Annotated in this window: 16 protein-coding genes and 1 pseudogene; 9 read left to right on the top strand and 8 right to left on the bottom strand. The window is 57.6% G+C overall.

Features of this window, described 5'->3' with window-relative positions; genetic code table 11:
- Positions 1-7: 7 nt before the first annotated feature.
- From N2601_RS31035 to N2601_RS31005, 7 genes are all read right to left on the bottom strand, one after another.
- Positions 8-1,264: a DUF4297 family anti-phage-associated protein gene (locus N2601_RS31035; RefSeq protein ID WP_260305324.1), complete on the bottom strand. Its 1,257-nt coding sequence runs from the start codon at positions 1,262-1,264 to the stop codon at positions 8-10.
- A 140-nt stretch (positions 1,265-1,404) separates the two neighbouring features.
- Entirely contained in the window at positions 1,405-2,850 is a 1,446-nt protein-coding gene (locus tag N2601_RS31030) for a Glu/Leu/Phe/Val family dehydrogenase (protein WP_445945054.1), read from the bottom strand.
- Between the two features lie 41 nt (positions 2,851-2,891).
- On the bottom strand, positions 2,892-3,389 hold the full coding sequence (locus N2601_RS31025) for a UPF0262 family protein (protein WP_260305323.1): 498 nt from the start codon (positions 3,387-3,389) through the stop codon (positions 2,892-2,894).
- A gap of 11 nt (positions 3,390-3,400) precedes the next feature.
- Positions 3,401-4,582, bottom strand: coding sequence for an acetyl-CoA C-acetyltransferase (locus N2601_RS31020; RefSeq protein WP_260305321.1), 1,182 nt, complete (start codon positions 4,580-4,582; stop codon positions 3,401-3,403).
- Between the two features lie 72 nt (positions 4,583-4,654).
- Positions 4,655-5,284, bottom strand: a complete 630-nt coding sequence (locus N2601_RS31015) for a 3-oxoacid CoA-transferase subunit B (protein ID WP_260305319.1) — start codon at positions 5,282-5,284, stop codon at positions 4,655-4,657.
- 16 nt (positions 5,285-5,300) lie between these two features.
- On the bottom strand, positions 5,301-5,972 hold the full coding sequence (locus tag N2601_RS31010) for a CoA transferase subunit A (protein WP_445945075.1): 672 nt from the start codon (positions 5,970-5,972) through the stop codon (positions 5,301-5,303).
- Between the two features lie 215 nt (positions 5,973-6,187).
- Positions 6,188-7,516: an aspartate aminotransferase family protein gene (locus N2601_RS31005; RefSeq protein ID WP_260305317.1), complete on the bottom strand. Its 1,329-nt coding sequence runs from the start codon at positions 7,514-7,516 to the stop codon at positions 6,188-6,190.
- A 131-nt stretch (positions 7,517-7,647) separates the two neighbouring features.
- Between N2601_RS31005 and N2601_RS31000 the strand changes: the two genes are divergently transcribed.
- On the top strand, positions 7,648-8,067 hold the full coding sequence (locus N2601_RS31000) for an acyl-CoA thioesterase (protein WP_260305315.1): 420 nt from the start codon (positions 7,648-7,650) through the stop codon (positions 8,065-8,067).
- A 350-nt stretch (positions 8,068-8,417) separates the two neighbouring features.
- Here the strand turns inward: N2601_RS31000 and N2601_RS30995 are convergent, their stop codons facing one another.
- Positions 8,418-9,323 (bottom strand): 3-keto-5-aminohexanoate cleavage protein, encoded by a 906-nt coding sequence (locus N2601_RS30995; protein ID WP_260305313.1) that lies wholly within the window; start codon positions 9,321-9,323, stop codon positions 8,418-8,420.
- A 263-nt stretch (positions 9,324-9,586) separates the two neighbouring features.
- Between N2601_RS30995 and N2601_RS30990 the strand changes: the two genes are divergently transcribed.
- The 8 genes and pseudogenes from N2601_RS30990 to N2601_RS34335 all read left to right on the top strand — a co-directional run bounded on the left by N2601_RS30990 (position 9,587) and on the right by N2601_RS34335 (position 18,305).
- The gene (locus N2601_RS30990) at positions 9,587-11,080 is read left to right on the top strand and encodes a M81 family metallopeptidase (protein ID WP_260305311.1); all 1,494 of its coding nucleotides are present in this window, start codon (positions 9,587-9,589) and stop codon (positions 11,078-11,080) included.
- A 556-nt stretch (positions 11,081-11,636) separates the two neighbouring features.
- The gene (locus N2601_RS30985) at positions 11,637-13,241 is read left to right on the top strand and encodes an ABC transporter substrate-binding protein (protein ID WP_260305310.1); all 1,605 of its coding nucleotides are present in this window, start codon (positions 11,637-11,639) and stop codon (positions 13,239-13,241) included.
- Between the two features lie 3 nt (positions 13,242-13,244).
- On the top strand, positions 13,245-14,186 hold the full coding sequence (locus tag N2601_RS30980; protein WP_260305309.1) for an ABC transporter permease: 942 nt from the start codon (positions 13,245-13,247) through the stop codon (positions 14,184-14,186).
- A 4-nt stretch (positions 14,187-14,190) separates the two neighbouring features.
- Positions 14,191-15,072: an ABC transporter permease gene (locus N2601_RS30975; protein WP_260305308.1), complete on the top strand. Its 882-nt coding sequence runs from the start codon at positions 14,191-14,193 to the stop codon at positions 15,070-15,072.
- A 1-nt stretch (position 15,073) separates the two neighbouring features.
- Positions 15,074-16,081: an ABC transporter ATP-binding protein gene (locus N2601_RS30970; RefSeq protein ID WP_260305307.1), complete on the top strand. Its 1,008-nt coding sequence runs from the start codon at positions 15,074-15,076 to the stop codon at positions 16,079-16,081.
- Positions 16,078-17,142 (top strand): ABC transporter ATP-binding protein, encoded by a 1,065-nt coding sequence (locus tag N2601_RS30965; RefSeq protein ID WP_260305306.1) that lies wholly within the window; start codon positions 16,078-16,080, stop codon positions 17,140-17,142. Before N2601_RS30970 ends, N2601_RS30965 begins: the two co-directional genes overlap by 4 nt.
- A gap of 377 nt (positions 17,143-17,519) precedes the next feature.
- Positions 17,520-17,702, top strand: a pseudogene (locus N2601_RS34340) (GntR family transcriptional regulator); the annotation flags it as partial.
- Positions 17,703-17,828: 126 nt separating this feature from the next.
- Positions 17,829-18,305 (top strand): GntR family transcriptional regulator, encoded by a 477-nt coding sequence (locus N2601_RS34335; RefSeq protein WP_445945074.1) that lies wholly within the window; start codon positions 17,829-17,831, stop codon positions 18,303-18,305.
- Positions 18,306-18,410 lie beyond the last annotated feature (105 nt).

The raw sequence follows: 18,410 nt of genomic DNA, 5'->3' as shown, positions 1-18,410 counted from the left end.
GTTGTCCTCATATGATTTTCTTGATGGTGGAGATGTCATCAACTGGGATCGAAAAAATGCGAGCCTTGAATCCAGTGGGTTCCAGCGCCAATGGACGTTCAAGGAAGAAGTCATAAACATGGCAAATCTTTCGCCCGATGCTGGCGAGCGCGTCTAGCAGTTGGTCCACATCGTCGGCGAACCGAATCGCGATTTGCCGCTCTCTGGTCTGAGCGGTGTGCAGATGTTCAGCCCGAAACGCCGAGCCGTAATAAGGATAGCCGTCTACGAAATCGATGCCGGTATCAAAAAGTGCATTCTTGACCTGCGAGATAAGGTCTGCGGATGAATTTCTCAGTACGACAAACGGAGCGTACCGGTCGCTATTCGGCATGCTTTTGTTCTTGGCCGAACTCCATTTACGAGCCATCTCTCTTAGCTGGTCGCAGATGACTGCGCTGTCGCCGTTTGGCGCGACTTCGACGATGAATGCCCTAACGACGCCAGCACTGTTGTTTGGCGAAAAATAGAGCCGACGCATGAAGCTGCCGTATTCGGAGCTTTCTTTTTCGCGCAACAGCCATCGATGGTAGATTGCCTGAGTGCCCTTTAAATGCTCCTGCAAGGCTCGGCGTGTCGTCGTTCGCTGAAGATGATTGGCCTTTGTTGCGATCGTCGCAACAAAGGCAAAGGCACGCGGATATTGGAAACCTTCCGCTTCCAAAAGCGTAACACCCTGCGCTTTCTTGACAGCTGCAATTACCGAAGCACGATGTTTAAAGAACTCAGTGGATAGCACAATGCTGAAACCTTTGCAGAACTCTTCGATGACACTATCGGAAGCTGCGGCTTGATCGATCAATGACTTCTTTTGAAGCCGCTTAACGCCGGCAACGTCCGTCACATATTCGCCGACCTCCATGATCCTTTTGAAGCCATCAACAGAGAGCTCCTCAGTCGAAATTCTTACTTCCGCATAGAAGCCATAAAGTACGTACTTCCGGTTTTTTCGCGCATTCTCCTCAAGGCCAAGGAAGTGCTGGAAAAGCTTGTAAAGGGGTTCGCGGAGAACTGAATTCGTCAGGTCCTTACCAGCATAGTATTTGACCTGACTATAGGTTATTTCCTCATCCGAATACCTGTCGAAATCTTCTATACCTTCAATGATGATCTGATCATCGAGGTCTGCGTCCAAGATTTGCAACAGGACAGCGTCGAGCTGGTAAAGATACCCGCGTATTGACGCGGTCGCTTCTCTCGTTTTGTCGACTTCTATGTCTGTCATCGTAACCCCCGGGAATCTTGGCCCGCCGATAATGATACGCGCTGATACCTGCACGCGAGAGTGGAGAGAAAATTGCGCCGATCTAGAGCCAACAACGGCCATACAGAGACCTGCGCTGGCAGGGTCGGCTCACAAACCAATCAGACACCTATCGCTTCATAGGCATCCGCAATCTGTCGGATAGATGCGACATAGGCGGCGGTTCGGTAGTCACCGAGTTCCGGTCGCTGCTCCATCAGGTCGGCGATGCGTCCCCAGGTGCTGCGCATGACGTCTTCCAGTCCGGAACGAACGAGATCGATTTCCCCCCCGCCTTCGAGAAACTCCTCGAGCATGTCCGCCGGAAAATCCTTGCCCGTCATGCGTTCGAGGGCCGTTGCGATGGTCTGGTTGCGCCGCTCGCGCCGGCGCCGCTCCATCAGGCCGAAGGGGATGTGAGTCAGGTTCTTCACCCACTCGAAGTAGCTGACGACCACGCCGCCGGCATTGACGTAAAGATCGGGAAGGATGGTGCCCCCCCGAGTGCGAAGAATCTTGTCGGCCTCGAAGGTCACCGGGCCGTTGGCCGCTTCGACAACCAAGTTCGCTTTGACGCGCTCCGCATTCCCCGCATGGATGGCATTTTCCATCGCCGCCGGAATGAGAATGTCGCACGGCTGCTCGATGCCCGTCATATCACCCGGATACGAGGTGGCGCCTTCAAAGCCAAGGATACTGCCGGTCTTGATCTGATGCTGCTTCAGCGCCTCAATCGCCAGACCATCGGCATTGGCGACATAGCCGTCGCGTTCGGCGACGACGGTAACCCGGGCGCCGTCTTCTTCGGAGACGAACTTTGCCGCATGATAGCCGACATTGCCGAAGCCCTGAACGTTGACCGCAGCACCCATCAGATCACGCTTGCCGTTCAACCCGGCGGTTCGCGGATCGCGGAGATAGCTCTGGATGGCGAACTGAACGCCTCGGCCGGTTGCTTCGGTGCGGCCGGCAATACCGCCCTTCGACAGCGGCTTGCCGGTCACGCAGGCCCGCGCATTGATGACATCAGTCGGGTTGGCGCGGCGGAACTCGTCCATCATCCAGGCCATTTCCCGCTCGCCGGTGCCGATGTCGGGCGCCGGCACGTTGACGCCCGGACCGATCAGGCCACGTTTGTTGAGCTCCTGGGTAAAGCGGCGGGTAATGCGCTCGAGCTCCTGTGGCGTCCATTCGCGCGGGTCGATCTTCAGGGCGCCCTTCGAGCCGCCGAATGGAACATCGACCAGCGAGCATTTGAGCGTCATCAGCGCTGCCAGCGCTTCAACCTCCTCAGCATCGGCATTCGATGCATAGCGTATGCCGCCCTTCACCGGTTCGCAGTGCTCGCTGTGGACCGATCGCCAGCCGATGAAACTGTACATGCGGCCGCGCAGGCGAACACCGAAACGAACAGTGTAGGTCGAGTTGCACTGCATGATCCGTTCCGACAGCCCTTGCGGCAAATCAAGGAACGTCATCGCATGGCGGAAGTTCTGGTCAACGCTATCCAGAAAGCCTGCGGAGCTCGTTTCTCCGAGGTGTATTTCGCGTTGAGGTATTGCATTCACTTGGGGTTCCTCCTTGGTCGGCAGTTGGGGCGGCAGCTATCTCAGCTCAGCAGAACTCGATGGTCGGTATTGCGCACGAGCTGGGCGTAAATCAGCGTGAACAGCCGGCGCGCGGTATTGTTGTCGATAGTCACTTTCGTTGACAACCGGCTTCTCAGCAGTTCGGCAGCCTCGTTATGGACGCCACGCCGGCCCATACCGATTGCCTCAAGCCGTTCAGGTCCAGGGTGGCGGATGGCGTCGTCGTAGCTCTCGCAGATGCGAGCGTAGTCTTTGAGCAGCCGGCGGAAGGGCGTGAGCGACAGATAGTGACTGACGACATGCTCGCCCTGATCATCAGCGATATGCAATGCCAGGCGCCCATCGACCGCCTCGATCCTGAGGCGATAGGGGCCGCCGTCGTGACCGACTGGAATGAATGTATTGCATTCCAAAAGGTCGATGACCGCGAGTGCCTGCTCCCGCTCAATTCTCGCATCCCGGTCACCGAAGGACCGGTCGAACGATACGTCGCAGAGACGATACTCGGCGGAGGTCATGACCTTGCCCCTCAAAGCGCCTCGAAGCACACGGCGACACCCATGCCGCCGCCGATGCAGAGCGTTGCGAGACCCTTCTTGGCGCCGCGGCGCTTCATTTCGAACAGCAGCGTGTTGAGGATGCGCGCGCCGGAGGCGCCGATTGGATGGCCGATGGCGATGGCACCGCCATTGACGTTGACGATCGACGTATCCCAGCCGAGATCCTTATTGACGGCGCAGGCTTGTGCAGCGAAGGCCTCATTGGCCTCGACGAGGTCGAGATCGCCCACGGACCAGCCCGCCTTTTCCAAAGCCTTGCGCGAGGCCGGGATCGGGCCGCTGCCCATGATCTGCGGATCGACGCCGGCGGTTGCCCAGGAGACGATGCGTGCAAGCGGCTGGATGCCGCGGCGCGAGGCTTCCGCCTCGGTCATCAGCACGGCAGCAGCCGCGCCGTCATTGAGGCCCGAGGCATTGCCGGCCGTCACCGTGCCTTCCTTGTCGAAGGCCGGACGCAGCTTGGTCATGCCGTCCAGCGTCGCACCGTGACGGATAAATTCGTCGGCGTCGACGCTGACGTCGCCCTTGCGACCCTTGACGATGAAGGGCACGATCTCATCCTTGAAGCGGCCGGCGAGCTGGGCGGCCTCAGCCTTGTTCTGCGAGGAAACGGCGAACTGATCCTGATCGTCGCGCGAGAGCTGCCACTGGCGGGCGATGTTTTCCGCCGTGATGCCCATGTGATAGCCGTAGAAGGCGTCCGTCAGGCCGTCCTTGATCATCGTGTCGATCATCTTCATGTCGCCCATCTTGGTGCCGCCGCGAAGATGGGCGGCATGGGGGGCCATCGACATGGATTCCTGGCCGCCGGCAACGATGATCTTGGCATCGCCCGAAGCGATCTGCTGCATGCCGAGCGCAACGGCGCGCAAACCGGAACCGCAGAGCTGGTTGACGCCCCAGGCGGTTGCCTCCTGCGGGATGCCGGCCTTCATGGCGGCCTGGCGGGCAGGGTTCTGCCCTTCGCCCGCCTGCAGCACCTGGCCGAGAATCACCTCGTCGACTTCCCTGCCCTCGACACCGGCGCGTTCCAACGCGCCCTTGATGGCTGCCGCGCCGAGCTCATGAGCCGGAATGGTCGCAAAGGCGCCGTTGAAGGAACCGACAGCAGTGCGAGCTGCACTGGCGACGACGATGGATGGATTGCTCATAGTGATCTCCTCTCTTGGTCCTTCCGTAGCTGGTAAAGACCGGCCCCGGCGCCTCTCCGAAAAATCGCAGGCCTAGTTGACGATAGTCGCCTCAGTGGCGCTGCGGATCTCGCCGTCGGTGACCCCCTCGGCAAGCTCGACCACCTTCAGTCCGCCATCGACGACGTCGAGCACACCGAGATTGGTGATGATCCGATCGACGACACTTTGTCCGGTCAGCGGCAGGGTGCAGGCCTTCAGCACTTTGGATTCGCCGGCCTTGTTGGTGTGATCCATGACGACGACCACTCGCTTGACGCCGGCGACCAGATCCATCGCGCCGCCCATGCCCTTGACGAGCTTGCCGGGGATCATCCAGTTGGCGAGGTCGCCGTTCTCTGACACCTCCATGGCGCCGAGGATCGCCATGGCGATCTTGCCGCCACGGATCATCGCAAAACTCTGCGCCGAGTCGAAGAAGGCCGAATGCGGCAATGCCGTCACCGTCTGCTTGCCGGCATTGATCAGATCGGCGTCAATCTGGTCTTCAGTCGGAAAGGGACCGATGCCGAGCAGGCCATTCTCCGACTGCAGCGTCACGTGGACGCCTTCGGGGATGTAGTTGGCAACCAGCGTCGGAATGCCTATGCCGAGATTGACGTAGGTGCCGTCTTCGAGTTCGCGGGCAGCACGTGCCGCCATCTGGTTTCTGTCCCAGGCCATGTCTCGTCCCCTTCCCTCAAGCCGCCACGCGCGTGGTGCGCTGTTCGATGCGTTTCTCGTGCTGGCCCTGGATGAGGCGATGCACGTAGATCCCCGGCACATGGATGTGATCGGGATCCAGGCTGCCGGCCGGGACGATTTCCTCGACTTCAGCGACACAGATCTTGCCGCATGTGGCGGCCGGCGGGTTGAAGTTGCGAGCCGTCTTGCGGAAGACGAGATTGCCCGAAGTATCCGCCTTCCACGCCTTGACGATCGACAGATCGGCGACGATGCCGGTCTCGAGAACGAACGTCTCGCCGTTGAAGGTCTTCGTCTCCTTGCCCTCGGCAACGACGGTGCCAACACCTGTCTTGGTATAGAAGCCGGCTATGCCGGCGCCCCCGGCCCGCATTCGCTCGGCAAGTGTCCCTTGCGGATTGAACTCGAGCTCCAGTTCGCCGCTCAGATATTGCCGCATGAATTCTGCGTTCTCGCCGACATAGGACGAGATCATCTTCCTGATCTGCTTGGTGTTCAGCAGCACGCCGAGACCGAAATCATCGACGCCGCAATTGTTCGAGGCGATCGTCAGGTCTTTGGTGCCTGCCTCGCGGATCGCATCGATCAGCAGTTCCGGAATGCCGCAAAGCCCGAAACCGCCCGCCGCAATGAACATGCCGTCAGACAGCAGGCCATCAAGGGCCATCGCTGCCTCGGAAAAGACTTTGATCACGTCACTCCTCCAATGTGAAAAACACTACCGGCCATGCCGCGCCTCGGCATGGAAAACCACTTCTTCTGTGCCAGAGCGTGCGACCAATCGGAGGGACCGAATTGGTGGCGTTTTCCCAATTACATGGGAGCTCGCGGCATGGCCTAAACCCGCCGCACAGGGCACAGCGTCGCACAACACATTTGGTTTCATCGCGCGTCGTCTGAAATCAACTCGATCCAGCGATCGAGGAAGGCTTCAAAAGTCGAGACGGCATAGGCTAGCTCATTCGTCCCCACGGGAAGCGACAACGCAATGTACCCACGTCGAGCGATGTAAATTCCATTCAGAAGAAAATCGAGATGAAGCAGGGATTTCAGGGCAGAGCTCGTTTTGGCCACATCAGCGGGCGTGGTAATTGGATGTCTCGCGAAATGGATGTTCATCAGTGAACCTATGCCAGTCACGGTCACCGGTAGGTTTCGCTTGCTGGCCGCATCGTTCATCATCCCCCGTAGCCGGTCACCTGACTCGTTCAGGGTAACGGCCGCCTCAGGCGTGTAAATCTCGGTCAAACCAAGCGTACCAGCTGCCATGGTGAGGACATTGTTGTTGAATGTGCCGGCGTGGATCCAGTGGTCTGGGCGTCGCGGGTCGAAACGCTCCATGAGCTCTCGGCGGCCACCGAAGGCCCCGAAGCTCATACCTCCGCCGATATACTTCCCAAGTGTTGTCAGGTCAGGTCGAATACCGAGCCTCCCCTGCATGCCACTAGGACCAAGGCGCGAGGTCATAACCTCGTCGAAAATCAGAACTATTCCTTCACGGTCGCACGAATCCCTCAGCATCCTCAGAAACTCGGCCGACGGCGGCAGGCAGCCCGCCGCCCCCATCATCGGCTCGATGATCACGGCAGCTAAATCATCGGCATTGCGCTCGAGCAGATCGTGGGTTTGGTTGACATCATTGAACGACGCAACAACCGTTGGGATTGGCGAATTCAGGGGACCAGGACCATTGGGGAATGTAAGGAGGCCCCCATGATATCCGCCGGAAAATGCCATGATTTTCGAACGTCCAGTAAAGGCACAGGCGGTTGAAAGGGCAAACATGTTTGCTTCTGTTCCAGAGTTACAGAACCGAACCTGTTCAATGAATGGAAAACGATCGCATACGGCTTCCGCCAGCTTGGCCTCATATTTATTAGGCCCCCCAAGGTTCAGGCCTTCCCGACCGATCTTCTGCAATAGGTCGAGGATTCTCGGATCTGAATGCCCATAAATTCCTGCACTTTGTTCACCCACCAAATCTAAGTACTCATGGCCATCGACATCCCAAAGTCGGCAGCCTTCGCCACGGGCAAATGCAATAGGAAAAGGGGGGTAGTAAAGTAAGGTTCTCGTATTTCCTCCCGGCATGTGCGCTTCCGCTTGTTCTTGCCTCCGAGAACTCTTGGGGTTTAACTCGGTTAATCGCGCGGACAGCTCATCGAGAGCGTTGTCGATGGTAAAATTGCGTTGCCCTGCTGACTCACTCATTGGATATTTACCTTCATTTTCACTCTAAGAAATTGCAGTCCGGTAAGGCTAACATGGCGAAGAGATTTGATCAATGATCTAAATTTTGGTAGGTTAGATTCTATCGGTTAACGTCGCAACGGAGTTGGTTTTTGGGCAAGCAAAGCATAGTTACTCACGTCGGCGTGGTTCATCCCTGGTTGTGCGATGCGATGGGTCATCTTAATGTTCGGCACTATGCTGCGATGTTCGACGATGCCAGCTTCCAAATCCTTGGCCGCATCGCGAATGCAACGAGCGCGGAAAGCGGCCTCGGCTGGGCGGCGGTGCGGATGGAAATAGACTTCAAACACGAAGTACCGGCGGATAAGCTTGTCACAATCCGTAGTAGCGTAGAGACGATCGGTACGTCGTCGCTCACCTGTAAGCATGAGATGCGCGGAACACTTGATGACATTCTTCATGCAATGGTGCGGACGGTCACTGTGCGATTCGATCTCTCCGCTCGAAGCAAACGTGCTCTCGACCCCGACGAGCGGATGCGAGCCGAGTCGCTCTATGTCGTCGATTAGTGACCCGTAACGAGTGCATCGGCCCTATAAGAACCTCTAGTGAAGAGGCGTTTTATTTTTCCATGCCGACAAATGGGTGAGGTCCCCAAAAAACACTTCCGAGCGTTCAATAGCACGGAAGCGGCTTCGCGGGTGCGCTTGCTAAGAAGAACGTTACCATCGCCGGTTCAACTCCCGAACCACCGCCCAAGTGAGCGATGATCCCATAATCAGCCCGCCTGCTTTGTAAGCGCTATCCTATTCCCGGATCCGGCGTAAAGGACGGCGCTCACAAAGCTATGTACGGCATTGCAAAAAAACGCGATCGGTTCCTCAGCTTCGGGCAGCGGAACCGCATGCCGAAAGCAACTTCACCAGCGCCTCTGCAAGTTCAACTTTTTGCGAACGTCTTTTGCACTCATGATGCGAGAACCCATAGCCTCGGCAATCACGACCGCGCGGGCCACCAGTGCTCCGTTGGTTGCAAGCACGCCCTTATCGAGCCAGAGATTGTCTTCAAGGCCGACGCGGATATGGCCGCCGGCAGCGAGAGCCAACGCGGTATAAGGCAACTGGTTTCGTCCGATTGAGAAGGCGGAAAACGTCCAATCCTCGGGGAGTCTGGAGATAAGAGCGTTCAGCGTCGTAAGATCGTCTGGTGCGCACCAGCGGATGCCCATGCAGAGTTGCACCATAACAGGATCGCTAAGCAAACCTTGCTCGTGAAGCCATTTGGCCAGCAACAGGTGTCCCGTGTCAAATATCTCGATCTCGGGTTTTACGCCGTACTCTAGGACTTGCGCGGCCATTTCCTTCAGCATGGCCGGCGTATTGGCCAGCACAAAATTTTCATCGCCAAAATTCATCGTACCACAGTCTAGCGTACAGATTTCAGGCAGAAGTGTTTTGACATGCACAAGGCGCTCGGTAGCGCCAGCTATATCGGTTCCGACAGCGGCAAGCGGCATGGGTTGTTCGGCAGGACCGAAGGTAAGCGCACCGCCCATCCCGGCGGTGAAGTTTATGACGACGTCGACGCCTGACCTTTTGATGAGGTTTAGAACCTCTTCGTAGAGGTGCGCATCGCGCGCGCCTTTGCCGGTTTCGGGGTTTCGTACGTGGATATGCACGATTGCTGCACCCGCATTGGCTGCTTCAATCGATGCGTCGGCGATTTGTCGCGGTGTTACTGGCACCTTTTCAGACCGGCCAGGGGTGTCTCCGGCACCTGTCACCGCACACGTAATGAATACATCCCTGCTTGGGTTAAGTCCCATGGTTCCCTGCTCCTATGTTGATCGGCTGAGTTGCTGCAAGCTTCTGTTATTTTTGATCGGCGAGATCTGACGCCCTTAAATCCAATGCTTCCAACGTGGACTTTAGATGCGCATAAGCATCACTAGCAGTCAATGGATTTTCAGAATTTTCATTGATCTTTGATCAAATAGAAGTTAGCTCTTTGTGGCAACAGAAAAATTGGCCATGTCGCGCCCGACGGCCACATACGAGGGGTATCAAGATGACAAAAGGAGTTGATCGCGTGTCTTTAACCGTTTTCGCCGCCTCGATCGTGCACGAGAGCCACACCTTCAGCATCACCCCAACCACGCTGGATGACTACAGACATTCCCAATATCTCGAGGGTGAGGCGATAGACGGCGCGATGCGGGGAACGCGCACCGAATGGGGTGCGGTGCTCGATCTTGCCGACGAGTTCGGCTGGCATCTCGTAGCTCCGCTAGCTGCAAGTGCAGTGCCCGCGGGCAAGGTCACGGACCAGGCTTTCGATCACATGATGGGGATCATCACCCGTGCGCTCGAACGGGCGATGCCGGTGCACGGCGTGCTCCTGCCGCTGCACGGCGCCATGGTCACCGAGAGCCACGACGATGCCGAGGGGGAGATCCTCCGGCAAGTACGGGCGATTGTCGGGCCTGCTGTGCCTATCGCCGTCAGTCTGGACCTGCACGCGAACGCGACCGAAGACATGGCGCGATTAGCCAACATCATCACCACCTACCGCACGACGCCTCATACCGATATGTACGAGACCGCCGAGCGTGCCGGCAGGTTGCTGCAGCGAGCCATGCAGGGCGAGATCAAGCCAAGCGTCACGCTGGCGAATCGCCCAGTCCTGAGCGGGCTCGACCACGGCCGCACTACCGCCCAGAATGGGGCCTTTGTCGAGATGCTGGCGCTGGTGCGAAAGGCCGAGGCGCAGACGCCGGGCGTGCTCGATATCGGCGTTAACGCTGGCTTCGACTTCGCCGACGTGCCGTTCACCGGGCCTACGGTGTTGGTCACCGGCGATGGAGCGCGGCCGGAATTCCGAGAGGTTGCCGAACGGCTGGCCGACTTCATCTGGGACAGCCGCGGCCGCGAAACAGTCCGGCTGCTGCCCATGGACGAGGTCATCAGCATCGCCAATAAGGCCGCTCCGTCCGACTCGGGGCCACTGCTGATTGGAGACTACACCGACAATCCCGATGGCGGCGCCTATGGCGATGGCACCAATCTGGTTCGCGCCCTGCTCGCAGCCGGGATCAAGGGCGTTGCGGTCGGCGCAATCGCCGATCCGGAAGCCGCGGCCGCCGGGCTAAAAGCGGGAGTCGGAGCGACGGTCACGGTGGACCTCGGTGGCAAGACCGACCCGCGCTTCGGCGGCACGCCGATCCGTCTGACAGGCACGGTGGGCGCCGTCTCCGATGGGATCTATGTCCACAAGGGTAAGATGGCGACTGGCACCAAGGCAAATATGGGCCCGAGCTTCCGCCTCGATCTCGAAGGCATGCAGATTATCGTCACCAGTTACCCGACGCCGATCGTCGACCGCGAGCAGTTCCGCATTTACGACATCGAGCCGGAGCGCATGAATATTCTGGCCTGCAAGGCGATGAACCACTTCCGCGCCGACTTCGAGCCAATTGCGCGCGGGCTCATCTATGTCGATGCCGGCGGCATCTGCTCGCTCGATTTCAAGAAGTTTCATTGGAGGAAGCTCAGGCGGCCGATTTGGCCGTTGGATTTGAGTTGAGGCGTCGCCAAGACACGCAGTGGTTACAACAGGGCGAAATCGGTTTGCAGCGCGGCCTTGAGGCCGCTCCCGACGCCTTAAAGAAAGGTGCTGCAAAACATCGATGACGACACGAGCCGGCGCAATTCCTCTTGATCTTTGATCAAATCGGGGTTAGCTTTATCAGGCAAAAAGGCAGACAAGCTTAATCGATCTGCCGCGCATAAGGGGATACAAATGACCAATTCACCGGCCGTTGCGACTTGCACAGCTATGAACGTCGCATGTGCGTCCTACACAGTCTTAGTCGCCCTTTACGGGCTAACTCTGTAGCGCCGCTCGCGAAGGGCGCTGCCTGGAATCGCCTTAAAGCAAGGTCCGCAACTTCAGTGCGCGAAGGAAATGTGAGGGTGATCTGCTCTCTCGAGATCTTCGTCGCCGGAAGGGCGAGGCTCTGATCAATTATCGCGGTTGGTGGGCCGGGCAAATAGGCGAATTCTGATCAGCTCGCAACGCTTTGACGGAGGAGCAATCCGCAAGGCAAATGGCAATGGACTGCTCAAACAGGGAGTGAAACATGGAAATTTCTCGACGCGATCTTATCAAGCTAAGCGTAGCTGCGGGAGCCGCATTGTCGGCTACGCCTATTGTGCGGGCTCAGGCCGTTTCAACCGACACACGCGTAATCCGTCTGGTGCTGGATTCTCTCCCCCCCGCTTTCGACCCCGTCTTTTCGACAAGCGCCGAGTCTCAAAACCATGGCTTAGCTATTTATGATACTCTCTTTGCGTTCGACTCCCAGCAGGCGTCACGCCCGCAGATGATCGGAAAATCGGTGGTATCCGATGATAGGCTGACCTATACGTTCGCCCTTAGAGACGGCCTGGGTTTCCACGACGGCACACCAGTTACTGCGGCAGACTGTGTGGCTTCGATTCGCCGTTGGGGCGCGGCGGCTCCGAGCGGAAAACTGCTCATGGAAAGGACAAAAGACATTTCGAAGAAGGACGACGGAACCTTCACGATCGTGCTGAGGGAGCCATTTGAACTTCTCATCGATGCCCTGGCCTCACCAACACAGTTTCTAGCGGTGATGCGGGAGAAGGACGCGAACCTTCCCCCCACGGAGCAGGTAACTGCGAATATTGGGTCGGGGCCGTTCAAGTTCAACAGCGCTCTCACCAAGCCTGGCGCGAACTTCACCTACGACCGCAATGAACGATACGTGCCCCGTAACGAGGCGCCCGACGGATTGACGGGAGGAAAGACCGTAAAGGTTGATCGAGCCATTTGGGAAAACATCTCGGATCAACAAACGGCGTTGGCCGCATTGCAGGCGGGCGAGATTGATCTGCTGTTGACTTGCCCCCCCGACTTCTATTCTGCAATCGAGAGCGATCGCGATCTTCAACTACAAGTCGTGCGTTCGGGAGGAGAAGTCAACTTCGCGCGGGTGAACTTCCTTCAGCCACCGTTTGACAACGTAAAGGCGCGTCAAGCGCTCCTGCACTTGGTCGACCAGGAGGCATTCCTCAGGGTCATCGCTCCCGATCCAAGGTACACCCAGCCCGTTACGTCAATGTTCGGCAATGGCTCTCCATATTCAAATGACGAAAACACGGGGTGGTATAAGAAGGGCGGCGACCCAGAAAAGGCCAAGCAGCTCTTCAAGGAGGCCGGATACGCCGGCGAGAAAGTCGTCATTCTCGACTCTACAGACTGGCCACAGGGCGACGTCTCCGCTCAGCTACTGGCGTCAGAGCTGAAGAAAATTGGCGTCAATGTCGAGCTCGCGCCGAGCGACTGGGCCGGTGTTGTCGCGCGCCGGTCTAGCAAGGGCCCTGTTGAGGGAGGCGGTTGGAGCATTCACATATCGAGTTGGCCCAACCTCGGCCTCTCCGATCCGATGGGGTGCGCCTTCCTCCAAGCGAATGGCCAAGATTCTTGGTACGGCTGGCCGAAGAATGACGAATATGAGGCGCTGCGCGCCAAATGGGCGGTAGTCGGAACGTTAGATGAGCGCAAGGCGCTCGCACGCAAGATGCAGCATCTTTGGTGGGACTTTGGCGGAGCAGTTTTCCTGGGGCATACGGTTTCGCCCTCTGCACGCCGCAAAACACTCACCGGCGTTATCAGCAACCAGTTGGGACCGTGCCCAATGTGGAACATGGAGAAAGCCTGAGCGATGGCTGGTTACGTCTTTCGCAGGATAGTTTCGGCCATCGCTGTCATGGCGATGGTTGGAATCTTCGTCTTCCTGCTTCTCCGGCTGGCGCCTGGCGACCCAGCGGCCATGATCGCCGGCCGATCGGCCTCCGAGGAAATGATCGCCGGAATCCGGGAAACGCTGGGTCTTAACGATCCTATGCCAGTTCAGTTCATACGGTGGGTACGTGACATGCTCAGCGGCGATTTCGGCACCTCAATCTTTGCCGGACGACCGGTTCTCGAACTCATATCGCAGCGGCTTGAGCCGACTGTTTCCCTGTCAATCCTGACCATGATTTTCGCCGTGACCGTGGGAGTGTCAGTCGGCGTCCTAGCCGCGTGGCGGCCTGGCGGCCTGGTCGACCGTCTCCTAACGGTCTTTTCCGCACTTGGTTATTCCATCCCGGTCTTCGTCACCGGCTTCTTCCTGATCTATTTCTTCGCCATACGAACACAATGGCTGCCAGTCCAGGGATATGTACCGATCAATGATGGCCTTGGTCCTTGGTTTGTCCATCTCATCCTACCGACAGTGGCGTTGGGCATCGCCTTCGTTGCATTCATCGCCCGGGTCACGCGGGCGAGCATGCTGGAAGTTCTATCGGAAGACTATATGCGAACCGCCGCCGCCAAGGGTGCTTCGTCCTACGCCATGCTGTTCCACCACGCCTTGAAGAATGCCGGCGTTCCAATCTTGACGGTTATCGGGATAAGCTTCGCCTATCTGATCGGCGGCGTAGTCGTCACAGAAACGGTATTCAATATACCGGGTATTGGTCGCCTGGTCGTTGATGCGATCAACAACCGCGACTATCCCATCATCCAGAGCGTGCTTATCCTGACGTCAGGTCTGTACGTCCTTATCAATCTCACGGTCGATCTTGCCTATACGCTGATCGATCCGCGCATTCGGTATTGATGATATGACACTCCCGTCCGCAACACTTGAGACCACACCGACGGCCCCGATAAGACTTTTCAGCCTGAGCCGGGTCGCAAGGCGGCATCCGCTGGTACTCATCGGCGGTGGCCTGCTGGCGCTACTGATCGTTCTGGCCCTCGCCGCTCCATTTTACGCCGGCGATCCGGGAAACATGGATCCGTTCAAGCGCCTCCAGCCGCCTTCGGTCGAGATGTGGTTCGGCAGCGACAATCTGGGCCGTGATGTGTTTGCCCGAACGATCTTCGGTGCCCGGATCTCACTCATGGTCGGGTTGCTGTCGGCAGCGTGCGCTGCTGGGGGTGGGCTCCTGATCGGTATTCTCGCCGGCTACAACCGCATGTTCGATAATATCGTCATGCGGGTCATGGACGGCCTGATGTCGATCCCGACGATCCTGCTGGCCATCGCCCTGATTTCCCTCACGGGCCCCGGTATTGGGATTCTCATCGTCGCTATTGCGATCCCTGAAACGCCGGCGGTTGCCCGCCTGGTTCGCTCGGTGGTCCTCAGCGTTCGAGAACGCCCTTATGTGGAAGCCGCGCTTTGCGGCGGTGCACGGCTGCCGAAGGTGCTCTGGCGTCATATCCTCCCGAGTACCATTCCAGCACTCATGGTGCAAAGCGCCACGGTTTGTGCCAGCGCAATTATGACGGAGGCCGCGCTTAGTTTCCTCGGCGCAGGTGTGCCGCCCGAAATCCCCAGTTGGGGCAATATGATTGCCAGCTCACGCTTGTATCTTGCAAGCGCACCATTGACTATCTTTGGCCCCGGCGTCTGCCTTGCGATTACGGTGCTGGCCGTCAACCTGCTCGGGGACGGTTTGCGCGATATGTTCGATCCCCGGACGAAGCGGAGGGCGTAACATGCAAATGCATAATATGATCAAGCGTGACGAGCTACTTGACGTTCGAAACCTTGAAACGCATTTTTTTGGCGAGGACGGTATTACCCAAGCGTTGGGCGGCGTCAGCTTCCAGATAATGAAGGGTGAAACTCTCGGTGTCGTCGGGGAGTCCGGGTGCGGCAAGAGCGTCACCGCACTTTCAATTCTACGATTGCTGCCGAAGCTGACAGCCAGAACTGTAGGCGGCGAGATCCGATTCCACGGACAAGACCTTTTGAAGCTGTCCGAGCAGGAGATGCGAAAGATCCGAGGTGGTAAGATCGCCATGATCTTCCAAGATCCAATGACTAGCCTCAACCCGGTCTACACGGTCGGCCGTCAAATTGCCGAAGCGGTCCAAATTCATACGGGCGTTTCCCGTTCAAACGCGATGGCCAAGGCCGAAGAGATGCTGGGTTTCGTCCGCATAGCGGACCCAGAGCGCCGTGTCAGCAACTACCCGTACGAGATGTCAGGCGGCATGCGTCAACGCGTCATGATCGCGATGGCCCTTGCTTGCTCGCCGGAACTTTTGATTGCCGACGAGCCGACAACCGCACTCGACGTAACGATCCAGGCGCAGATCCTACGGCTGATCGTTGATCTGAAGGAACGCACGGGAACGGCGGTGATGTTTATCACTCATGATCTTGGCGTTGTGGCCGAAACATGCCAGCGCGTCATCGTCATGTATGCGGGCCGGATTGTAGAACAATCTTCTGTGGCGGATCTATTTGCGCGGCCGATGCATCCGTACACTAAGGCTCTCATGCGCTCTGTACCTGATCGGCGACGAGGCCGACAGAGTAGGCTGCCCGAAATTCCAGGCATTGTACCCAACTTGCGTGAACCGATTGTCGGATGCAGCTTCGCACCTCGCTGCCCGTTCGCAATCGACATTTGTCGTGAAAAAACGCCCGTCCTGAGGGACATTGAAGCGGGCCATTCCGCAGCTTGTTGGCGCTCAGAGGAGATTATAGGAGCATGAGCAGTCCACTGCTGAAAGTCGAGAAGCTAACTAAGCATTATTCCGTTGGAGCGGGGTTCTTGAAGAAAGCCACTCCGGTGGTGCGGGCAGTGGAGGACGTATCCTTCTCCGTATCGGCAGGAGAGACGCTTTGTATCGTCGGTGAATCCGGCTGCGGCAAATCCACTATTGCTCGGCTGTTGATGCGGCTCGTGGATCCGACAGGGGGACGCGTCCTGATCGATGGCACTGATATTGCTGGTCTCAAGAAACATGAGTTGCGCGCATATCGCCGGCGAATGCAGATGGTTTTCCAGGACCCATACTCGTCGCTGAACCCGCGTCTTACTGCTGGCCAGATCATTACCGAGCCCGTGGAGAATTTTGAGCGACTAAGCCGCAAGCAGCGCGATGCACTAGCCGCTGATCTTCTAAAAAAGGTGGGAATGTCCCCTGAGATGATGCACAGACTGCCCTCCGAAATGTCAGGGGGCCAACGGCAGCGTCTCGGCATTGCGCGGGCGCTTTCTCTTCAGCCCTCCCTGATCATCGCAGACGAAGCTGTTTCGGCGCTCGACGTTTCCGTCCAAGCGCAAATCTTGAACTTGCTGCTGGACCTCCAGCAACAGATGGGTATCGCCTTCGTCTTCATCTCGCATGATCTTGGGGTCGTCGAGCATATCGGCCACCGTGTAGCGGTCATGTATTTGGGGCGGATCGTGGAACTCGCGCAGTGTGAATCCCTCTTTTCCAAACCGGTGCACCCTTATACCGAGGCCCTGATAGCTGCCGCGCCGGTAGCCGACCCAACCCGCGCTCGCTCAGAGGCACCCGTTGAGGGCGAGGTGCCGAGCCCAATCAATCCGCCGAGCGGTTGCCCGTTTCACCCACGCTGTCCGCTTGCTGTCGAGCGTTGTCGAATCGAAATGCCGCCTTTGATCCCAATGGCAGACGGCCGTAGTGTCGCCTGTCATGTGCGCGCTCCGGCAACAGCCACCTCCGGCCCGGAAACCGCTGACCCGGCCATGCATGCCGGTAACATGGAACAGGCTACGCTCGCCAAAAGAACAGCGGATCATTGAGATGCAGATGACGCGGCGTTGGCGCCACGATGGGCCACATCCTCTCTTTGGATCCTGCCGGATTGGCCGAGTTTTGCAAACGTTTATTGACTCATCGGGGCCATCCCCTCGCGGATAAAGTCGCGTGCTCGTTTGTGCATCGATTGGTTCCTGCGCGTCACACCTTGCGAAAAATGAGAGGTGCCCTTTTTTAGCAAGCGATAATTAGTTGTAGCGGAAAAGTAAATTTGGCTCCTATAGGCTCCTGCAAGCGTCCTGGGCGCGAAAGAGTGTGCAATAAACTGTCGTACCCCCTTCATGTCTTCGCCAACCTGACGTATGAGTCAACAAAACTCAATTAGTTGATCGTTGATCAAGCGAAAGAAGAGCGTGTATAAATGACCGGATCTCCAAAGGCCAAGCCAGATCGAATAATGCAGCCAATCGAACCAGCCCTGATGCACGATAGGGTCTACGCAGCTCTGTCGACTGCTGTAATGGCAGGACGCTTCATCCCAGGTCAAAGTGTCGTCATCAGGGAGATCGCTGAGCAGTTCGCGACTAGTCCGATGCCTGTTCGGGAAGCAGTTCGTCGCCTCGTCGCTCTAAGGGCATTTATCTCGTCACCGAACCGGGCTGTACAGGTACCGGAGTTTTCCCCCGAGACGGTCCGGGATCTTTGTCGCGTGCGACTGGGAATCGAAGGAATGGCCACATCTTGGGCAGCCGAAAAGGCAACGCCGAAACTTGTGAAGCTCCTCCGGAAATATCTGCGCCAGGAGATCGAATGTGCGGACAAGTCGGATTTCAGTGGAATGCTAGAAGCTAATCGAGCATTCCACTTTGCGATATATCAGGCGGCGGAGTCTGAGAAGCTGCTCCCCTGCATAGAAATGCTTTGGTTGCAGATAGGCCCCTATTTTGGGGTTCTCAATGGGCATCCCAGCCTTGGCCGTTACCACGATGAACATGAGCGTATAATTGAACGCCTTGAAAAACAGGATGGACCAGGCGCCCAGGGTGCTATTTCGCGACATATTACCATGGCTGCGGAAGATATACTTGCGTCGTGGCCTAAGGCCGCCATCTCAGGGCACAGCGACGGCCAACATGAACACGCGTCGTCCGAAATCGATTCGGTCCCACGAGCGAGGAAGGCTTCAAAAGTAGCGAGTGGCAGTTAGTGATCCAGCGAATAGACTGACTTCTGCAGCCAGGTCCAGTCACCGTCACCGGCGGGTTCCGTTCGTTCGCTGGATCGTTCAGTAGCGCGCGTAGCCTGACATTTC

Source organism: Rhizobium sp. CB3060 (assembly GCF_025200735.1).
Taxonomy (GTDB): Bacteria; Pseudomonadota; Alphaproteobacteria; order Rhizobiales; family Rhizobiaceae; genus Rhizobium.
This window is presented reverse-complemented; position numbering and strand designations above follow the sequence as displayed.

What these genes read in the sequence shown, in the direction of transcription:
- N2601_RS31035 (WP_260305324.1), bottom strand. Translation starts at nt 1,264, where the DNA reads ATGACAGACATAGAAGTCGACAAAACGAGAGAAGCGACCGCGTCAATA.
- N2601_RS31025 (WP_260305323.1), bottom strand. Translation starts at nt 3,389, where the DNA reads ATGACCTCCGCCGAGTATCGTCTCTGCGACGTATCGTTCGACCGGTCC.
- N2601_RS31020 (WP_260305321.1), bottom strand. Translation starts at nt 4,582, where the DNA reads ATGAGCAATCCATCCATCGTCGTCGCCAGTGCAGCTCGCACTGCTGTC.
- N2601_RS31015 (WP_260305319.1), bottom strand. Translation starts at nt 5,284, where the DNA reads ATGGCCTGGGACAGAAACCAGATGGCGGCACGTGCTGCCCGCGAACTC.
- N2601_RS31010 (WP_445945075.1), bottom strand. Translation starts at nt 5,972, where the DNA reads ATGGCCCTTGATGGCCTGCTGTCTGACGGCATGTTCATTGCGGCGGGC.
- N2601_RS31005 (WP_260305317.1), bottom strand. Translation starts at nt 7,516, where the DNA reads ATGAGTGAGTCAGCAGGGCAACGCAATTTTACCATCGACAACGCTCTC.
- N2601_RS30995 (WP_260305313.1), bottom strand. Translation starts at nt 9,323, where the DNA reads ATGGGACTTAACCCAAGCAGGGATGTATTCATTACGTGTGCGGTGACA.
- N2601_RS30985 (WP_260305310.1), top strand. Translation starts at nt 11,637, where the DNA reads ATGGAAATTTCTCGACGCGATCTTATCAAGCTAAGCGTAGCTGCGGGA.
- N2601_RS30980 (WP_260305309.1), top strand. Translation starts at nt 13,245, where the DNA reads ATGGCTGGTTACGTCTTTCGCAGGATAGTTTCGGCCATCGCTGTCATG.
- N2601_RS30975 (WP_260305308.1), top strand. Translation starts at nt 14,191, where the DNA reads ATGACACTCCCGTCCGCAACACTTGAGACCACACCGACGGCCCCGATA.
- N2601_RS30970 (WP_260305307.1), top strand. Translation starts at nt 15,074, where the DNA reads ATGCAAATGCATAATATGATCAAGCGTGACGAGCTACTTGACGTTCGA.
- N2601_RS30965 (WP_260305306.1), top strand. Translation starts at nt 16,078, where the DNA reads ATGAGCAGTCCACTGCTGAAAGTCGAGAAGCTAACTAAGCATTATTCC.
- N2601_RS34335 (WP_445945074.1), top strand. Translation starts at nt 17,829, where the DNA reads ATGGCCACATCTTGGGCAGCCGAAAAGGCAACGCCGAAACTTGTGAAG.